Source organism: Breoghania sp., from assembly GCF_030066895.1.
Taxonomy (GTDB): Bacteria; Pseudomonadota; Alphaproteobacteria; order Rhizobiales; family Stappiaceae; genus Breoghania.
The window spans coordinates 83,093-100,606 of record NZ_JASJAV010000015.1 but is presented as its reverse complement, the minus strand read 5'-3'; the positions used below and the strand labels follow the sequence as shown (position 1 = coordinate 100,606).

The 17,514-nt window shown below is 60.9% G+C and carries 17 protein-coding genes; 8 read left to right on the top strand and 9 right to left on the bottom strand.

Annotated elements, in window-relative coordinates:
* Window positions 1-86 precede the first annotated feature (86 nt).
* The 5 genes from glmM to QNJ43_RS15405 all read left to right on the top strand — a co-directional run bounded on the left by glmM (window position 87) and on the right by QNJ43_RS15405 (window position 5,904).
* Window positions 87-1,436 (top strand): phosphoglucosamine mutase, encoded by a 1,350-nt coding sequence (glmM, locus tag QNJ43_RS15425; RefSeq protein WP_300471417.1) that lies wholly within the window; start codon window positions 87-89, stop codon window positions 1,434-1,436.
* A gap of 632 nt (window positions 1,437-2,068) precedes the next feature.
* Entirely contained in the window at window positions 2,069-3,886 is a 1,818-nt protein-coding gene (locus QNJ43_RS15420; protein WP_300471415.1) for a hypothetical protein, read from the top strand.
* Between the two features lie 111 nt (window positions 3,887-3,997).
* Window positions 3,998-4,603 carry an autotransporter outer membrane beta-barrel domain-containing protein gene (locus tag QNJ43_RS15415; protein ID WP_300471412.1) on the top strand — a complete coding sequence of 202 codons (606 nt, stop codon included), beginning with the start codon at window positions 3,998-4,000 and terminating at the stop codon, window positions 4,601-4,603.
* Window positions 4,604-5,198: 595 nt separating this feature from the next.
* Window positions 5,199-5,465, top strand: coding sequence for a hypothetical protein (locus tag QNJ43_RS15410; RefSeq protein WP_300471409.1), 267 nt, complete (start codon window positions 5,199-5,201; stop codon window positions 5,463-5,465).
* A 124-nt stretch (window positions 5,466-5,589) separates the two neighbouring features.
* Window positions 5,590-5,904: an opacity family porin gene (locus QNJ43_RS15405; RefSeq protein ID WP_300471406.1), complete on the top strand. Its 315-nt coding sequence runs from the start codon at window positions 5,590-5,592 to the stop codon at window positions 5,902-5,904.
* Window positions 5,905-5,995: 91 nt separating this feature from the next.
* Here QNJ43_RS15405 and QNJ43_RS15400 read toward each other — a convergent pair whose 3' ends face one another.
* From QNJ43_RS15400 to QNJ43_RS15370, 7 genes are all read right to left on the bottom strand, one after another.
* A complete protein-coding gene (locus QNJ43_RS15400) occupies window positions 5,996-6,508 on the bottom strand; it encodes an ABC transporter permease subunit (RefSeq protein WP_300471404.1) in 513 nt (170 codons plus the stop codon).
* A 31-nt stretch (window positions 6,509-6,539) separates the two neighbouring features.
* Complete coding sequence (locus QNJ43_RS15395) at window positions 6,540-6,911, bottom strand: ABC transporter permease subunit (protein ID WP_300471401.1); 372 nt, start codon at window positions 6,909-6,911, stop codon at window positions 6,540-6,542.
* A gap of 28 nt (window positions 6,912-6,939) precedes the next feature.
* Window positions 6,940-8,406, bottom strand: coding sequence for an ATP-binding cassette domain-containing protein (locus QNJ43_RS15390; RefSeq protein WP_346433001.1), 1,467 nt, complete (start codon window positions 8,404-8,406; stop codon window positions 6,940-6,942).
* A gap of 32 nt (window positions 8,407-8,438) precedes the next feature.
* Entirely contained in the window at window positions 8,439-9,101 is a 663-nt protein-coding gene (locus QNJ43_RS15385; protein ID WP_300471399.1) for a hypothetical protein, read from the bottom strand.
* A gap of 312 nt (window positions 9,102-9,413) precedes the next feature.
* Complete coding sequence (locus QNJ43_RS15380) at window positions 9,414-9,869, bottom strand: acetate uptake transporter (RefSeq protein ID WP_300471396.1); 456 nt, start codon at window positions 9,867-9,869, stop codon at window positions 9,414-9,416.
* A complete protein-coding gene (locus QNJ43_RS15375) occupies window positions 9,851-10,198 on the bottom strand; it encodes an acetate uptake transporter (RefSeq protein WP_300471393.1) in 348 nt (115 codons plus the stop codon). The genes QNJ43_RS15380 and QNJ43_RS15375 overlap by 19 nt, the downstream gene beginning before the upstream one ends.
* Window positions 10,199-10,787: 589 nt before the next feature.
* A complete protein-coding gene (locus tag QNJ43_RS15370; RefSeq protein ID WP_300471391.1) occupies window positions 10,788-11,021 on the bottom strand; it encodes a hypothetical protein in 234 nt (77 codons plus the stop codon).
* Window positions 11,022-11,759: 738 nt separating this feature from the next.
* Here QNJ43_RS15370 and QNJ43_RS15365 point away from each other — a divergent pair.
* The 3 genes from QNJ43_RS15365 to serA all read left to right on the top strand — a co-directional run bounded on the left by QNJ43_RS15365 (window position 11,760) and on the right by serA (window position 15,027).
* A complete protein-coding gene (locus QNJ43_RS15365) occupies window positions 11,760-12,935 on the top strand; it encodes a phosphoserine transaminase (protein WP_300471388.1) in 1,176 nt (391 codons plus the stop codon).
* 244 nt (window positions 12,936-13,179) lie between these two features.
* Entirely contained in the window at window positions 13,180-13,431 is a 252-nt protein-coding gene (locus QNJ43_RS15360) for a hypothetical protein (protein WP_300471387.1), read from the top strand.
* A gap of 9 nt (window positions 13,432-13,440) precedes the next feature.
* Window positions 13,441-15,027, top strand: a complete 1,587-nt coding sequence (gene serA, locus QNJ43_RS15355; RefSeq protein WP_300471384.1) for a phosphoglycerate dehydrogenase — start codon at window positions 13,441-13,443, stop codon at window positions 15,025-15,027.
* 126 nt (window positions 15,028-15,153) lie between these two features.
* Here serA and QNJ43_RS15350 read toward each other — a convergent pair whose 3' ends face one another.
* Together QNJ43_RS15350 and QNJ43_RS15345 are read right to left on the bottom strand one after the other, a co-directional pair.
* A complete protein-coding gene (locus QNJ43_RS15350; RefSeq protein WP_300471382.1) occupies window positions 15,154-16,107 on the bottom strand; it encodes a DMT family transporter in 954 nt (317 codons plus the stop codon).
* A 241-nt stretch (window positions 16,108-16,348) separates the two neighbouring features.
* Entirely contained in the window at window positions 16,349-17,269 is a 921-nt protein-coding gene (locus QNJ43_RS15345) for a DMT family transporter (protein WP_300471380.1), read from the bottom strand.
* Window positions 17,270-17,514: the final 245 nt, after the last annotated feature.

Here is a 17,514-nt window from a genome sequence, read left to right as displayed (position 1 = left end):
CAAATTGAGCCCCGGACCTCTCAATAGTGCGTTCAGGCGACGGCGCTTGTCCTGCGGCTTGTCGCATGCAGGGTATTCGAAGATCGATGACACGCAGCTATTTCGGGACGGACGGTATTCGCGGGCAGGCCAATCGTTGGCCGATCACGCCCGAAGTCGCCATGAAGGTCGGCATGGCAGTCGGTGTCATCTTCCGAAACGGCGGACATCGCCACCGCGTCGTCCTGGGCAAGGACACCCGTCTTTCCGGCTATATGACCGAAACCGCGCTGGTCGCAGGGTTCACTTCCGCGGGCATGGACGTCTTCCAGCTCGGGCCCATCCCGACGCCGGGCGTTGCCATGCTGACGCGCAGCTTGCGCGCCGATATCGGTGTGATGATTTCCGCCTCGCACAATGCCTATGCCGATAACGGCATCAAGATTTTCGGTCCCGACGGGTTCAAGCTGTCCGACGAGGTAGAGCACGAGATCGAGCGGTTGATCGAAAGCGATCTATCCGGTCGGCTTGCCGCCCCCGCCGATCTAGGCCGGGCCAAGCGCGTCGACGGCGTGCGCGACCGTTATGTCGAATACGCAAAGCGGACCTTGCCGCGCAACATGAGCCTGGAGGGGCTGCGCATCGTCGTGGACTGCGCCAACGGTGCGGCCTATCGCACGGCGCCGGAAGTGCTGTGGGAGCTGGGTGCCGAGGTCTTTTCCATCGGCGTGGATCCGGACGGTCTCAACATCAACAAGGATTGCGGCTCCACCTCCATCGGCGCGTTGTGCGAGAAGGTGCGCGAGCTGTGCGCCGATATCGGCATTGCGCTCGATGGCGACGCCGATCGGGTGATCCTGGTCGACGAGAAGGGCGAGGCGGTCGACGGCGATCAGCTCATGGCGGTGGTTGCGGAAAGCTGGAAGAAGAGCGGCCAGCTTGCCCAGCCGGGGATCGTCGCCACCGTGATGTCCAATCTCGGGCTGGAGCGGCATCTGTCCGGTCTCGGTCTGGCGCTGGAGCGCACAAAGGTCGGCGACCGGCACGTGGTCGAACACATGCGCCGCCACGGTTTCAATCTCGGTGGAGAGCAGTCCGGCCACATCATCCTGTCCGATTTCTCCACCACCGGCGACGGGCTCGTCGCAGCCCTTCAGGTGCTCGCGGTGGTGCGCCAGGAGAACAAGCCGGTTTCGGAAGTTTGCCGCCGTTTCGAGCCGGTGCCGCAGATCCTGAAGAACGTCCGCATTGTCGGCGGTACGTCGCCGCTCGACAGCGAGGCGGTAGTCACCTCCATCGAGGCGGCCAAGGGGCGGCTCGGCAAGGGCGGCCGTTTAGTGATCCGTCCGTCGGGTACCGAACCGCTGATCCGAGTCATGGCCGAAGGCGACGACGTGGATCTCGTCAATACCGTGGTCGACGATATCTGCAGCGCGTTGAGCGAAGTCGCGGCCTGAAGCCGGTAGCGACGTTTGCCCAACCCTGTCTGACGTTGTTGTCCGAAGGCTTCCCGTTCGTCGCTTCTTGCCAACGGGAGTAACGGGGCGATCCCGTGCGGCCATAGTGTCGCAGTGTGCCTGAAAGACGGCACAACCGCACGTAGCTGACGCAGATCTGTCCCTGCCAACGACTGCACAACCGACAGTCATAATTTGCCGGTCAAACGTAAGGTCCGATCTTCCGATCCGGGGCGCTGCTGCCTGCGCGATAAGGCGTTTTGCAAGCGTAGAAAAAAGAGCCCCCTGAACTCTCAACGTCTTGAACCGGCAAAACGTATTCCTTTGTTTTAAATCGTCGGAACGGCGATATCTCGGAAGTTTTTCTGAATTAAAAATCGTATATTCATGCGTTTTCAATGTACATATGAACAATAAAAACGTTAGAAATATTTCAGATATATATATTATGAGTTTGAATCATCAAGATCTGACTTAATTACTGGTTCAAGAGGAGCGTAGTATTTGCCGGTTTTCTTTACTATTTTCTGGTTCTTCCCATTGCCCTGATCATCTGAACGGCCGGTCCGATGATCGGAATCCGGGCGCTTGTCTGTGCTTGCGTTGGTTCGGATTGTTGAGGGGGGATGATGGTGTTCAAGACAAATCGTACGTGGCAGATCCTGCTGGCGTCGGTAGCGATCATCGTCACCTGCGCAATGTTGAACGAACCGGCCTTGGCCGGTGATGTGAGCTGGACCGGCGGCGGCGACGGCGCGAGCTGGGACGATGCCGACAACTGGGGCGGAACTGTCCCGGACGACAATGACGACATCACGATCGACGGCTACTACACCGTCACGACGTCAGAGCTTTATCTCGACGATACGTATGGCAACGATCACTACGCGTCCCTCACCTTGTCGAACGGCGCGACGCTGACCGATACCAACGACGAAACACTCGTCGGTGTGTTGATGGGATCCGGGACCGTGACGGTCGAAAGCGGCGCAACCCTGAATACGGTGTCGCTGGTCATCGTCGATGGCTCGTTTCTCTTCTGGACCAGCGAAGGAACGGTGACGGTTAACGGAGAAGGGTCGCTGATCACAGCGAGCGGATCCGTTTATGTCGGTGATGACGGCGACGGCACGCTGACGGTCACCGTCGCCGACGGCGAGAGAACGATCTATGTGTACTATTTCGGGGGGACCACGGGCACGCTGATCATTGGTGCCGCCGAAGGCGAGGATGCGGTTGGGGCGGGGACGATCAATGCCGCCAGTACCGTCCTGGGGCGCAAGAGTTCTTCGGACGCCACGCTCTACATCAACATTACCGATAGCGACTACGAACCGTCGTTCAACATATCCGGCTATGGCAGCGTGACGGTGGCCGCCGGAACGGTGACGCTGACCGGCACGAACAGCTACACCGGCGGCACGATGATCGATGCCGGCGCAACGCTGATCGGCGATACGGATACGATCACCGGCGACGTCAAGGCAAACGGCACGCTGGACCTCGACGAGGCCGAGGGCGATGCAGGCATCTATTCCGGCGACGTTACCGGGTCCGGTACGGTTGCGGCGACGGGGGCCGGTACGGTGGTTGCCACGGGCGACTGGTCGGACACGCTCGCGGTCGCGGTCGCGGTCGCGGTCGCGGTCGCGGTCTCCGACGGCATCCTGGTGGTTGAAGGTTCCACCGGGGACGTCACGTTTTCCGGCGGCACGATTGCGCCGGGCGGTTATTCCTCGTTGCTTGAGCTGATCTCGAGCCTGACATCGAGCGACGATGCTGCAACCGATATCGGCACGTTGACCGTCGATGGCGACGTCACTTTCGAGGATGGCTCGACCTATCTCGTTCAGATCGACAGCTCGGGCGACAGCGATCTATTGTCGGTTTCCGGGACGGCGACGATTGAGGACGGCGCGACGCTCCACATCTCCTCCGCCGACGTCACGGAGGACGGGACGTCCTATGACGTGCTGACGACCTACACGGTCATCGAGGCAGACAGCATCGAGGGTACGTTCACGATGGTGGAAGACGATTTCGCCTTCCTCGATGCCTATGCGAGTTACACGTCGACGATGGTGGACGTGACGATGGTGCGCAACGACGTCGACTATACCGACGTCACCACGACCTCCAACCAGTACAACACTGCGGCCGGCGTGCAGTCGCTGGGCTACTGCAACGATGTCTACGAGACCATGCTGACCATGACGATGAGCCAGGCGCAGAAGGCGGACGCCCTGTTGTCGGGCGAGGTTCACGGCACGGCGAAGAGCCTTCTGGTGAGCACGGCGCAGCAGGTGTCCGGCGCGGCGATTTCGCGGATCCGCAATGCTTTCGGTGCGGCCGGTTCGGCCTCGATGCCGGTGTTCGCCTCCCATGGCGACAACGAAAAGGGACGCGAACCGAAGGCGGAAAGCGGCATCGCGGTGTGGTTCTCGGGTTAGGGGGTCCTGGGGCGCGCGTGACGGCAACGGCAATGCCGCTTCCGCGGACTATCGCTCCGGCGGCCTGTTCTTCGGTGTGGATGCTCCAGTCTATGTGGGGCCGATGGGCGGTTGGCGCGTCGGCGTGATGGGCGGCTTCGGACGCGACCAGATTCGGTCGACAGCCGGTCCTCGGACAGCTATACCGCGGGCGTCTACGCAGGCGGGCAAATAGGGAATGTCGCGCTGTGGCTCGGCGGCGCCCATACGTTGCAGGCCTTTGCCGAGGCCGGCTACGGTTTCGCCACCTCGTTTGCGCGCTTTGAGCCTTATGCGGGGGTGACTTACGCCTATCAGCAGACGTATGCCTTCCACGATACGGGTGGTTCCGCGGTCTTGTCGGGTGACGACAGCAGTCTCAACAGCGTTTCGACCACGTTGAGGCTGCGCGGGGAGGCCGATCTCTTCAAGGTTGGCGAGCTCGGCGTGTCGGCGCGTGGCGGTCTCGGTTGGCGTCATGCCTATGGGGACGTCGATACCGACACGAGGCTGCACTTCTCCGGCGGTAGCGACTTCACGGTCGATGGACTGCCGATCTTGCGCGACAGCGCGGAAGTGGAGGTTGGCCTGAACGTCTCTTTCAACGGAAACGCGGCGCTGGAGCTGAGCTACAATGGCAGCCTCGCCGAAGATGCCCGCGATCACGACGTCTCCGCGACATTCCACATCCGCTACTGACTCTGTCTGGATTACTTGCATCCGAAATCCGGATTTCGTTACGGGATGTCGCAGCGCGAGGACTTTGATCTTCTGTGAGCCTGCGGCATCTCTCTTCCCGTAAGGTTATCTCAATACAGGAATGGCACCGCGCCGGAACGACTCCTGAGCGGGGCGGAAATCCGTGAAACCGAGCCTTTGCGCGCCGGAATGGGGCAAGAGCGGGTGGGGATGAGCGCCGGATCGGTTGGCCGAAAAGGTTAATTTCAAGCATCTGGATGGGGTGTTTGCGCCATTCATGGTTAACGGCATGACACGATCCGGGAGGGCGGCACCCGGGTGCCGATGCGCGCGTTCCCTCGCCAATTCTGCCATTTTTAACCGAAAACAGGGACTTGTGAGCCCGAGCAGGCACTCTTGTCGGACGCGGGATAAGCATTTTCAATTAAGAGGCACTAACAAATAGCTAATACAATCTGTTAATTTAAGCAAAGTATTAACTAATTTTACTAGAGTTAATAATAATTTAAAATTTCAAAATTCATTATGACAACCATCGCGTATGAATTTTACTGCCGGCACTCGAGGTGCCCGGCAAGAGAAGGGTGGGTGCAACATGAGCAACCTGAGGAAATTAATCGTCTTAGCCAGTATTGCGCTCGCACTTCCGACACTTGCGAGTACTGCCGATCTTCCCGAATACATTCCTGAACCTTATGTCGCGCCGCAGGGTGGCTGGTACCTGCGCGGCGATATCGGCTTCAAGATTTACGCCGATCCGTCGGCCCGCACGACCTACAACAATATCGGCGATTTCTCCAACGAGGGTCTCGACAATACGGCGCTGATCTCCGGCGGTGTCGGTTCTTACTTCAATGACTGATTCCGCAGTGACGTCACGGTCGACTATGAATTCAAGTCCGGGTTCGATGCGCACGCCCTGTATCGGGTCTTGCGGTAGCTCGTCCACGTCGCATGAGACCGCCGGTATCGACGCTTTGACCTTCATGGTCAACGCCTACGCCGATCTCGGCACCATCTACGACTTCACGTCCTATGTGAAGGCGTCCGGCATTCGCTACGACAATGGCGGCGGCAACACCGGTTCCTACGGCAGCCACGGCCGCTGGAATCTGGCCTGGGCGCTGATGGCCGGTGCATCCTACGAGATCTCGCCGAACATGATGGTCGATGCCGGTTATCAGTTCCGTTCGCTCGGCAAGGCCAAGAGTGGCCGGATCGATGGTACACAGAGCCGCATCGAGTACGACGATCTCTATGTCCACGAACTGCGTCTCGGTCTGCTCTACAACTTCAACTGAGCCGCGCGAGACGACTTCAAGTTTCTAGAAAAAAGGGCCGGGAAGACTGCTTCCCGGCCCTTTTGCGTCTTGATATGTCGGTTCCGCCTTGTCAGGCGCGCCCTTCCTGACGCTGGAACGACACATAGGCCAGCGTGAAGACGACCACGATGCCCGCCACCAGACCGGAGAAGTCCGGCCAGACGATCAGCAGGCTCTGGCCGAGCGACAGAGGCGAGCCGACCAGCGCGCCCTGAAGCTGGGAGCGGAACAGAAGTTCGAGCTCCCAGGTCGAGGGATGCAGGATGCCGGTCAGCATTTCGGCATAAAGCGTTGCCGGCGAAATCTGCATCAGGTCGTGCTGCAGGTTGTACTGGGTCAGCGCGGTCATCGGGTTCAGAAGATCGACGGGCGCCAGAATGTTCGCCACGATCGGGGAAAGCATCGGCCAGAAGATCGTGAATACCAGCCACAGGGCGAGCGCGGCAAGGGCTGCAGTCGCGGTGGAGCGGAACCAGGTGGAAAACAGCAGCGCGATGCCGAGCCAGATCGCGGAATTAGGCGACCGAGACCACCAGGAAGGCGACGCCGCGCGCCACTTGCTCGCCGCTTGGCGGAAGGCCAAGGGCGAGAATGCCGACGCCGGTCACCAGCAGTCACAGCGTGATCACGCAGATGGTGAGCACTATGAGCCCGCCGAAGAGCTTGCCTGCGAGCAGCGCGTTCCGGTGGATCGGCTGCGACAGCACCCGGCTCATGGTGTGGCGCTGATATTCCCCGTTGATCGCGTCGAACGCCAGGGTGATGGCGACGAGCGGCAACAGGAAACTCAGGAAGCCCGCAAACGAGGGCAGGGGCTGGTGGCCGGTAGTGAACAGCCTCAGGAACAGGAACGGATCCGATCCTACCGTCTCCTTCAACTGCCCGGCCGCGCCATAGGCCGCGCCCATGGCGGTGAGAACGACGAGGCCCAGCACGATCTTCATTCGCGCGTTGGTGAGGTGGTCGGCGGCCTCCTTGGAAGTCACCGCCCAAAGCCCGGTTCAGGGCGATCCTTCACGCCGCATGGCTCATATCCTCGAAATAGCGCTGGTAGACGTCATTGAGGTTCGGCCGGTGCATGGCGATGCTCGAAAGACGTTCGCTGTCCTGCACGATTTTCGCCGCCACGTCCGTGCGGATATCGGCATGCGTCCGGATGTAGGCATGGCCGCGCCGCGGCGTCTCGACCCCGGTCGCGCCGGGAATGTCGACGGTCACCTTCCCGATATCGACGCCGTCTGCCTCCACCTCGATCGTGTAGGCTCCGCCCAGCACCTGGGAGCGGAGCGTATCCACCGGTCCGGTCAGCCCTATCCGCCCGTGATTGATCAAGGTGACCCGGTCGCAGATCGACTGCACCAGCGATAGCATGTGCGAGGACAGGAGCACGGTGCGCCCGTCATCTCGCAGTTTGCGGATCAGACCGAGCAGCTCGGTCGTCGATTGCGGGTCGAGTCCGTTGGTCGGCTCGTCGAGGATGGCGATGGGGCAGTCCTTGACGAGCACTTCGGTCAGGCCGAGCCGCTGCCGCATGCCGTGCGAGAAGCCGGCGACGGCTTTCTCCGCCACGTCGTGCAGGCGGACGCGTTCCAGCGCATTGTCGATGCGCCGGTCGGCCTCGGCCGTGTCGAGCCCGGCAAGCCGCGCCGTGTAGCGCAGGTTTTCGCGCGCCGTCATGGTGTCGTAAAAGCCGACATCGTCCGGCAGGTACCCGACCGCGCGCTTGACCGCGAGCGGTTGGCGCAACGGATCGAGCCCGGTGACGCGGACGGTTCTCGAGGTGGGGTCGGTTAGGCCCAGCAGGATCAGGATCATCGTGGTCTTGCCGGACCCGTTGGGCCCCAGAAGCCCGAACACCTCGCCCTCGTTGACGGTGAGATCAAGCCCCGCGACGGCCTCCGCGCCGCCGTAGAGCTTGACGAGATCCCGCATCTCGATGACGGGATCTCTCTTCGCCTCGCCGCTCATCTGCGGCCGTACCGACGCACGCCGACGGCCATCACCAGTAGGGCGGCTGGGATGACGCCGAGCCCGGTCGCACCCCACAGCGTGGAGGTGGTGACGGTCACGCGGGAATCGGCCGACTTGGAAACGCCGGAGCCGGACGCGCTGAACGAGGTCATTTAATCGCCTGCAACCGCGTTCTTGGCGGGCGTCATATGGACGGAAACGTCTTGCTTGGCGTCGGGCGCCAGTTCGGGCAAAACCTTCGGCTCCACTTCCGTTTTCCACCCCGAAGGCGCGCGCGTTCAGCTTGACGTCGCGGGCAATGTTGGAGCCGATATTGCGCACGGTGAAGGTGAAATCGCGCTCTTCGCCGGCCGTGGCCGTGTCCGACAGCAGGCCGCTGGGGCCTTCCAGTGCGATCTGCGGCTGACCAGTTACCTGCAGGTGCAGGGTGGTCTGGGTGGTGACGGTGTCGCTTTGTGCGGCAACGGCCACGTCATAGGTGGCTGCAGACACGTTCTGCGGCGCCTTCACCTTCGCCTTGACGGTCTTGTTCTCATTGGCCTTCAGCGGCAGGGAGGTGATCTCTGGCTGCCATAGCCTTCGGTGAACGAGACCTGGAAGCCGTCGGGTGCCTTGGAGGCGAGGTTCACGACCGCGTCCTTCGGGCTGTCATTCTTCAGCTTCAGCTCGAAATCGAAGGAGGACTTGGCCGTGCCGCGCAAGGTGGGCAGCTTCGGGTCGAGCGTCAGCTTGGCGGGCTTTGCCTCCGCCATGGTGAGCTTGACCGGCAGATCCAGCGTCTCAGGCGTGCCCGCACTTGCATCGTCCACAGTGCCCAGCACCTTGAACGAGAAGGAGCCGGGTTTGGCATTCTCCGGCGGGGTCAGCACCAGATGGAGCGTTTCGGTGTCGTCCATAGGCACCATGGCGGCGGAGACTTGCGATCCGCTGCCGTCGATCTCGGACTTCCAGCTTTCGGGGAGACCGTCGAGCTTGAGTTCGACGCGCTCGGGCGGCAGGGGCTTGTTGCGCAGCGAGATATCGAGCTTGACGGTATTGCCGAAGTCCACCGTTCGTTCGGGGAATGGGGTGGTGAGCCACAGGCCGCGGATCGGGGCCGATTGATCGCTCCCCTGGCCCATCATCATGGTTGCGGCTGAAGCTGGAAGAATGGTGATGAGAGATGCTGCGGCGAGTGCCGGCAGCCATGCGCGTCCAAGCGACATGGTTTGGTCTCCTGCTGTTCTATCCGTTAAGTGACGGGTCGTAGAAACGGGCCCCTTCGCGTCGCGAAATGCGGTGTTGAGGGCAGGTTTTGGACGCGTGAAATTTCGTGACGGAAACTGGGCGAAAACGTGTTGAAAAAATTACAATGCGGTAATGTGAAAAACACGAGTTGAGTGCCGGGGAGGCGGAGGGGAAGCATTCTCGGAGTGCCTCGGGATGCTTTCAGGGAGGCCGGGGAACAACTCCTTGAAGCGCTTCCGCACCATTGTCATTCCCGCGAAGGCGGGAATCCATTAACCAACGAATTTTTCTTATGAAAATAAACCGCTGGCCGCACTGGGTGCTGGTTCCCCGCTTTCGCGGGAATGACAATGGTGCGGGGGCGTAAGACGTGCGCCATCCGGAGGTCCACGTCGACGGGCGGCTTCGCCTTCGCGGAAACGTCCCCCGAACACGCCGGTGTGATCCGGCGCGTCCGGAGTGCCGTCGTCTCCGTTTACTCGGCGGGCTGGGCCGCACCGTGGCCGATGGCGTCCTTCGGCGTGCCGAAGGGCAGGATCTCGCGGCCGTGGGTCTCGTTGATGACTTACTTCGGCCGCCGCCAGATAGAAGGCGAAGACGGCGGTCAGCAGGCCGGCATAACCGCCCGCATGCTTGATCGCCTCCAGTCCGGTGAAATCGCCCGCCGCCAAGAGTGCGAAGGTGATCCACAGCGACAGGAACACCATCTGCAGCGCGCGCGGCAGCGTCAGGGTTCCGACCCCCACATGAAGAAGGTGAAGACGCCCCACATGGCGAGCCACCAGGCGACGAAACCGCCCGCGACGCCCGCGGAGAAGAAGTTGACGAACAGCGCGAACGTCCACCAGAAGGCGCCGTAGGAGCAAAAGGCGACGCAGCCGAACGTATTGCCGCGCGGCATTTCCATCAGTCCGGTGGCGAATTGCGCCGTGCTGCCGAAGGCAAAGGCGGAGGCCAGCACGAGGGGCACGCTGGAGCCGGTATAGAGCCCGGAATTCACGAGACTGAGCATCCAGATCGTCAAGGCAAAGCCCGTCAGTCCGAGCGGGGCCGGATTGGCCAGTTTTCTTTCCATGACAGTTCTCACGTTGCGCGCACGCGGGTTTGGCGTGTCTCAGGCTTTGATCTGTGCGTAGACGGTCCTGTTCACTGTCGGGGTTCGCCGACCGACCTCTTTCACGCGCTCACGTTACTTTCCGACCATGTATTAACGTGCAAACCGTGTCGGAGTTAAACTTGAGTTGCAAGATATAGAATGTCGCAGAGTGTGAAATGATGCGATAAATATTTGTTATCGAGATAAGAAATTCTATCGGCGCAAGGTCTTCAAGCGGAATGCACGGGAGGTCGAGGGAGAATACGGAGCAGGATGTGCGCGACATTCGTGGGACTGGGCGTCCTGTCCTTGCCGGTTCCTACGACCTTCTCCGTCGTTATCCCGGGCTCTGCCCCTGGATCCATTCCATGAGGCCTCGGCGAAGAATGTGGGTCGATTAGCGTACTACATCAACCTCTTCCCGTACGACGATATTACGGCATGGATTACCGGTCGGGGCCGGCAATGACGAGAAGGTATTTTGTAGGCAATTGGGGACGAATTATGAGCCCTTCAAAAGTTCATCGTCGATCTCACGCAACCGCTGACGAATTGCTTCTGTTTCGGATTAAACTATTTGCCTTGCTTCCCTATATGCGCCCTCTAAAGCAGTTGCTTTTTTCGGGAGTTCAGTGCGAGCTTTTTCTCCTTCTGAACGAATCTCATCCATACGCTGCTCTGAAATTTCTGGATCGCCAGAAAAGCGCCTTGGAGCGCTGATGTAATCAAAACACTCTCTAAGTGCTCTAACTGCTTCGATTACGCTCTGTCGAGTATGCTCGATTTGGTGGGTATCACGCATCGATGTCTGCTGTGCTTCGAGCTTGATGATAATTTTGTCGCATGTAGATAGGAAATTGTATGCCCAAGTTATCGTTTATATTATTATAATTCCAACAATACGAATCTGACTCAGTGTCATACTCCGAGTATATTGTCATATTAATATTGTTTATTAAGCTTTCTATTTTTAAAAATGTTGTTCTTGCGCGGGCTTCCACGTCCTTAAGACGTCTAACGATTGTAGACCGGGCGGAAATGTCCTGTTGCACCTGCATTTTTTTGAGCTGAAGCCAAGCGGGACGAGCAGTAACACATGCAGCTAGAATTGCTAGCCCTGCGCTTACGAGCGTTTGGTATTCACTAAATGTTCGAGCAACAATACATATTCTATTTTCGCACGGAGCCGACGGGATTAAAGGAACAAACAGCGCGTTGACTGCGGATAGAAAAATAAGCGAAAACACAAGTATCGTACAAAATACAAGAAATCTCAATGGGATCTCCGAGTCAGTGAGTGTGGTTGGCGCAATTTCAAACTCGAACGAAATTTAGCGAAACTATTGATCCTTGGCTTCCGTAAGGTTGTGTCGGGTGCCAACCCGTCGCCTGAGGAGAGCCTAACACTAAGAGATATTCATTAATCCCCAAAGCCTACCCCGAAACAATCTATCATTTGCCCTTCTCCGCATTTTCGCATATGCGGGTCAGTGGGACACCCTTCCCCAACGAAGGGCGCCTGTCTGAAAGGGTAGTATTCATGACTGTGACTGAGAAACCGGCCCGGCGGCCGGCCAATCCCAATTTTTCGTCCGGCCCCTGCGCCAAGCGCCCCGGCTGGAGCCTTCAGGCTCTCGATGACGCCCCGCTTGGGCGATCGCATCGCGCAAAGATCGGCAAGGCCAAGCTGGCCGCCGCCATCGACAAGACGCGCGAACTTCTAAAAGTCCCCGACGACTATCGCATCGGCATCGTTCCGGCTTCCGACACGGGCGCCGTGGAGATGGCGCTGTGGTCGCTCCTGGGGGCGCGCCCCGTGGACATGCTGGCCTGGGAAAGCTTCGGGTTGGGCTGGGTGACGGATGTCATCAAGCAGCTCAAGCTCGAAGGCGCCCGCAAGATGGTGGCTGATTACGGCGAGCTGCCGGATCTGAGCGCGGTCGATTTCAGCCATGACGTCGTCTTCACCTGGAACGGTACGACCTCGGGCGTCCGGGTGCCGAATGGCGACTGGATTCCTGCGGATCGTGAGGGCTTAACGATCTGCGACGCGACCTCAGCGGCGTTCGCGCAGAAGCTCGATTTCGCCAAGCTCGATGTGGTCACCTTCTCCTGGCAGAAGGTGCTGGGCGGCGAGGCCGCGCACGGCATGCTGATCCTCTGCCCCCGCGCGGTGGAGCGCCTGGAAAGCTACACGCCCGCATGGCCGATGTCGAAGATCTTTCGGCTCACCAAGGGCGGCAAGCTCATCGAAGGCATCTTCGAAGGCGCGACCATCAACACGCCGTCCATGCTCTGCGTCGAGGATTATATCGATGCGCTGGACTGGGGCCTCGGTCTCGGCGGGCTCGATGCGCTGTGCGCGCGGGCCGATACAAATGCCAAGGTCATCGCCGACTGGGTGGCAAAGACCCCGTGGGTCGATTTCCTGGCCGCCGATCCCGCCATTCGCTCCAACACCTCCGTCTGTCTGAAGATCGTCGATCCGACGGTCGCAGCCCTCGATGAGAAGGCACAAGGGGCGTTCGCCAAGGCGATCGTCTCCAAGCTCGACGCGGAAGGTGTAGCCCATGACATCGGGTCCTACCGGGATGCTCCGGCCGGGCTTCGGATCTGGTGCGGGGCGACGGTGGAGGCCTCCGATCTGAAGGCGCTGACGCCGTGGCTCGACTGGGCCTTTGCGCAAAGGTTGGCCGCACAAGAGACGGCGGCCTGAATGGCGGCGGGCGATCCCATGAGCCGGAAGTTCACCGGGTTCGTCCAAGCGGTGGGCATACCGGTGCGCTTCGAGGCGTTGCCGGACCCCACGTTCCTGCCGGGGCTAGATATCCGTTTCGGCACGCTCTTCATCGATGAGGACCGTCTGCTCTATCCGGGCGACATCCTGCACGAGGCCGGGCATATCGCGGTGAGCGATCCGGCCGAGAGGGCGCGCGAGAAACTGGATTCTGGGGGACGAAATGGCGACGATCGCATGGTCGTACGCTGCCGCCCGCCACCTGAACATTTCGTTGGAGGTCCTCTTCCATCCGGCCGGATACGAGGGCGATGCCGAGGCTTTGGTCGAGAATTTCTCGACCGGCCACTATCTCGGCGTCCCTCTCTTGCAGCTCTACGGACTGACGGTCGAGCCGCATCGCGCCGAGGAGGAGGGCGTCGATCCCTATCCCCATATTGCTGAGCTGGCTCAGAGGAGAATAGCCGGCCGATAGAGGTGGATCATGGCTCCCAGAATTCTCATTTCAGACAAGCTTTCGCCCGCCGCCGTTCAGATCTTCAAGGATCGCGGACTGGAGGTGGATTTCCAGCCCGAGCTGGGCAAGGACAAGGACAGGTTCGCCGAGGTCATCGAACAGTATGACGGACTGGCGATCCGGTCCGCGACCAAGGTGACCTCGAAGATCCTGGAACGCGCCGACCGGCTGAAGGTCATCGGCCGGGCCGGGATCGGCGTGGATAACGTCGATATTCCCGCCGCCACCGCCAAGGGCGTGATCGTGATGAACACGCCGTTTGGCAACGCGATCACGACGGCCGAGCATGCCATTGCGATGATGTTCTCCGTTGCCCGGCAGATCCCGGCCGCCGATGCCTCGACGCAGGCCGGCAAGTGGGAGAAGTCCCGGTTCATGGGTGTGGAGATCACGGCCAAGACGCTGGGGCTGGTGGGCTGCGGCAATATCGGGTCGATCGTGGCCGAGCGCGCTATCGGGCTTCGGATGAAGGTGATTGCCTACGACCCCTTCCTCAGCCATGAGCGGGCGCGCGATCTGGGCGTGGAGAAGGTGGAACTGCCGGAGCTATTGCGCCGGGCCGACTTCATTACGCTACATACGCCGCTGACCGACAAGACCCGCAACATCCTGTCGGCCGATGCGATCGCCCAGACCAAGAAGGGCGTGTGCATCATCAACTGCGCGCGCGGCGGTCTGGTGGACGAGGCGGCGATGCGTGAGGCGCTCGATTCCGGCCATGTGGCGGGGGCGGCTTTCGACGTGTTCGTGGAGGAACCGGCGAAGGAAAACGTGCTGTTCGGCGCGCCGAACCTTGTCTGCACGCCGCATCTGGGGGCTGCGACGGAGGAGGCGCAGGAGAACGTGGCGCTGCAGGTGGCGGAGCAGATTTCCGACTATCTGATGACCGGCGGCGTCTCCAATGCCTTGAACATGCCGTCAATTTCGTCGGAAGAAGCTCCGAGGCTGCGCCCCTTCGTGAAGCTTGCCGAGCAGCTCGGCTCGTTCGCCGGACAGGTGACCGAGACAGCGATCACCGGCATCCGGATCGAGTATGAGGGCTATGTGGCGGAGATGAACACCAAGGCGCTGACGGCTGCGGCGCTGACCGGGGTTCTGACGCCGCTGCTGCAATCGGTCAACATGGTCTCCGCGCCCTCATTGGCGCGCGATCGCGACATTCAGATGGAGGAGGTTCACCGCGCGCAGCAGGGCGCCTACGAGACCTATATCCGCCTGACGATCCTGACCGAGCGCCAGAGCCGGTCGGTGGCCGGAACCATCTTCGCCGACGGTACGCCGCGTCTCATCCAGGTGAAAGGGATCGACATGGAGGCCGCGCCGGGGCCGCACATGCTCTACATCACCAACGAGGACAAGCCGGGCTTCATCGGCAAGTTCGGATCGCTCTTGGGCGAGGCCGGGGTCAATATCGCGACCTTCAATCTCGGCCGCACTGAGCCCGGCGGCGACGCCATCGCATTGATCGAGGTCGACGGCGAGGTGCCGGCGGAAACGGTGGAGAAGCTGCAGGCCCTGCAGCTCGTCAAACAGGTCAAGCTGCTGCGGTTCTAGAGGCCGAAATCAAGCCGGGCGGCGACGGGGATAAACCGGCCGCCACTCGGGTTTTTGAAAGTGTTTTTGTCAGGTCATTCTAATTTCATCGAATTCTTTCGAATCCGTATCGCATTTCTCGAACGTTCAAATCCGCTCGCGACCGGGGCGGCTCCTCCGCAACAGCAGCCTCGGAATCCGCCCGTCGATGGTGACGAGAGCGGCGGCAATCAGTGCCATGCCTGCCCAGTGTCGCGGCTCCAGCACCTCACCCAACACCAGCGCACCGGCAAGAATGGCGCTGACCGGCACCAGGAAGGTGACGAGCATGACATTGGCCGGACCGGCTTGCGACAGGATGCGGAAGAACAGGATGTAGGCGAGTGCGGTGGACAGGAGCGCGAGACCCAGCATCGAGGCTATCACCGGGGTTGAGGGCCAGTTATCCACGAAACCCGCACCGCCGGTGACGAGCACCATGACGAGCAGGATGAGGCTTGAACCGGTGAGCTGGCCGGTTGCCGTCACCAGTGCGGGCGTATTGCGGAAGCGGCGACCGTAGAGGGCGGAGAAGCCGTAGGAGACGGTGGCGCCGAGACAGGCCAGTTCCGCCACCACGTGATCGCCGACGCCTGCGATCGCCTCCGCTCCGATCATCACCGCCACGCCGCAAAAACCGAGGATGACACCCGCCACCTTCAGCGGTGTGGCCCGGTCGGTCTGTGTAAAGAGGTGCAGGATGATGACGGTGGAGATTGGCGTGAAGGCGTTCAGGATCGCGGCCAGCCCGGAGGCGAGTTCCGTCTGGCCCCAGGTCAGCAACCCGAAGGGCACCGCATTGTTGAGGAGCCCCATGATAAGAAACGGCGTGAAAGTGGAAAGCGTGGTGGGGAAGGCGGGCCCCTTCAGCCGCAGCACCGCGTGAAGGACGATGGCCGCGATCAGGACCCGTAACAGGACGATTTCCATCGGCGCGATTTCTGCCACCGCGACCTTGGTGAAAAAGAACGAGCCGCCCCACAGGATCGACAGAAAGATCAGCATCGCCCAGGTGGCGGGCGACATCTGCGAAGAGGAGGGGACGTCGGGTTGCATGGTCATCGTCGGGATCCGGCATGGTGCGAGGGGCCAAATCTAACGGTTTCCGGGGGGCCGGGACACCCGTTTCTTGCGGGGGGAGAGGGGGGGGGCGTTTTGCCCGTGACTGTCATCCCCGCGCAGGCGGGGATCCAGCATTCCAGAGACGTACGCGGTTCGTGCGCGGCAACCCGATCCTGTGGTTACTGGGTCCCCGCCTGCGCGGGGATGACAATCGTGCGGAGGAAGCGCGTTCGTCCGCGCTCTACCGGCTAAGCCTCTGCGCCAGAAAGATCCCTGAGAGAATCAGCGCGTAGCAGACGGCGTGGTAGAGCTGGAAGGTTTCGCCCAGAAAGACGATCGCCAGCAGCGAGGCGACCACCGGGATCAGGTGGAAGAAGGGCCCCGCCCGGTTCGGGTCGATCAGCTCGACCCCGCGGTTGAAGCAGATATAGGCGACGATGGTGGCGATCAGGATCACGTAGGTGAGCGACAGGATCATCTGCGTGTCGACCTTCATGGTGAAGCCGGAGGCCATTTCCATTGCGGTGGCGGGCATCAGGATCAGGCCGCCGAGGCCGATGGTCAGCACCAGGAAGGACATGGGGTGGATCGGCGGGCGTTTGCGCAACAGCGAAGCGTATAGCGCGTAGGACGCCATGGCGGCGATGAGGAACAGATCGCCTGGATTGACCGACAATTCGCTCAAGCGCGCGGGATCGCCGTCGGTGATGATTGCCAGAACGCCGAGCGAGGACAGGAGGATGCCGCCGATCTGGCCGCGGGTCAGGCGGTCGCGGAAGAGAAGCAGCGACCACAGCGCGATCGAGAACGGCGCGGTCGACTGCATCAGCGCGCCGTTGACGGCCTGCATATATTGCAGGCCCACATAGGCCAGCGAATTGTAAAGCGTGATGCCGACGAAGGAGAGCAGCAGCAGGATGGGGAAAGACCGTCGGATAACCGGGAAATCCTGCCTCACCTTCGGCCAGAAGATGAGCGTCAGAATCACGAAGGCGCTGATCCAGCGCGTCCAGCGCGCCTGGGCGAGCGCCAATGGTGGAATGTGACCGGCGGCGACGTGGCCGATCACGATGTTGCCTCCCCACGCCGTCGCGGTGGTCGACAGCAGGATGTAGGGTTGGGAATAGAACCAGGCGCCGAAACGTGCCGCGGGCGTCGTCATCTTTTCGAAATCCTCCCTCACGCGCCGTTTCGCGGCAGCACTGAGGGTCCCCCTCGCTCAAACCGGCACTTGATTGCCGATTATTGTGTCCGGCCGTATGTGTAAAGACGAAGACGCATCCTTTCGGGGACTCGTCACGGCTGGTCGATATGTCTATAGTCCGGCCGCTTCGTGCGTGCCGGGGACGGCGCGCCGATTCCGGTTGAGCCCGTGTAATCGAGGTCGCCATGTCCACGAATTTTCTG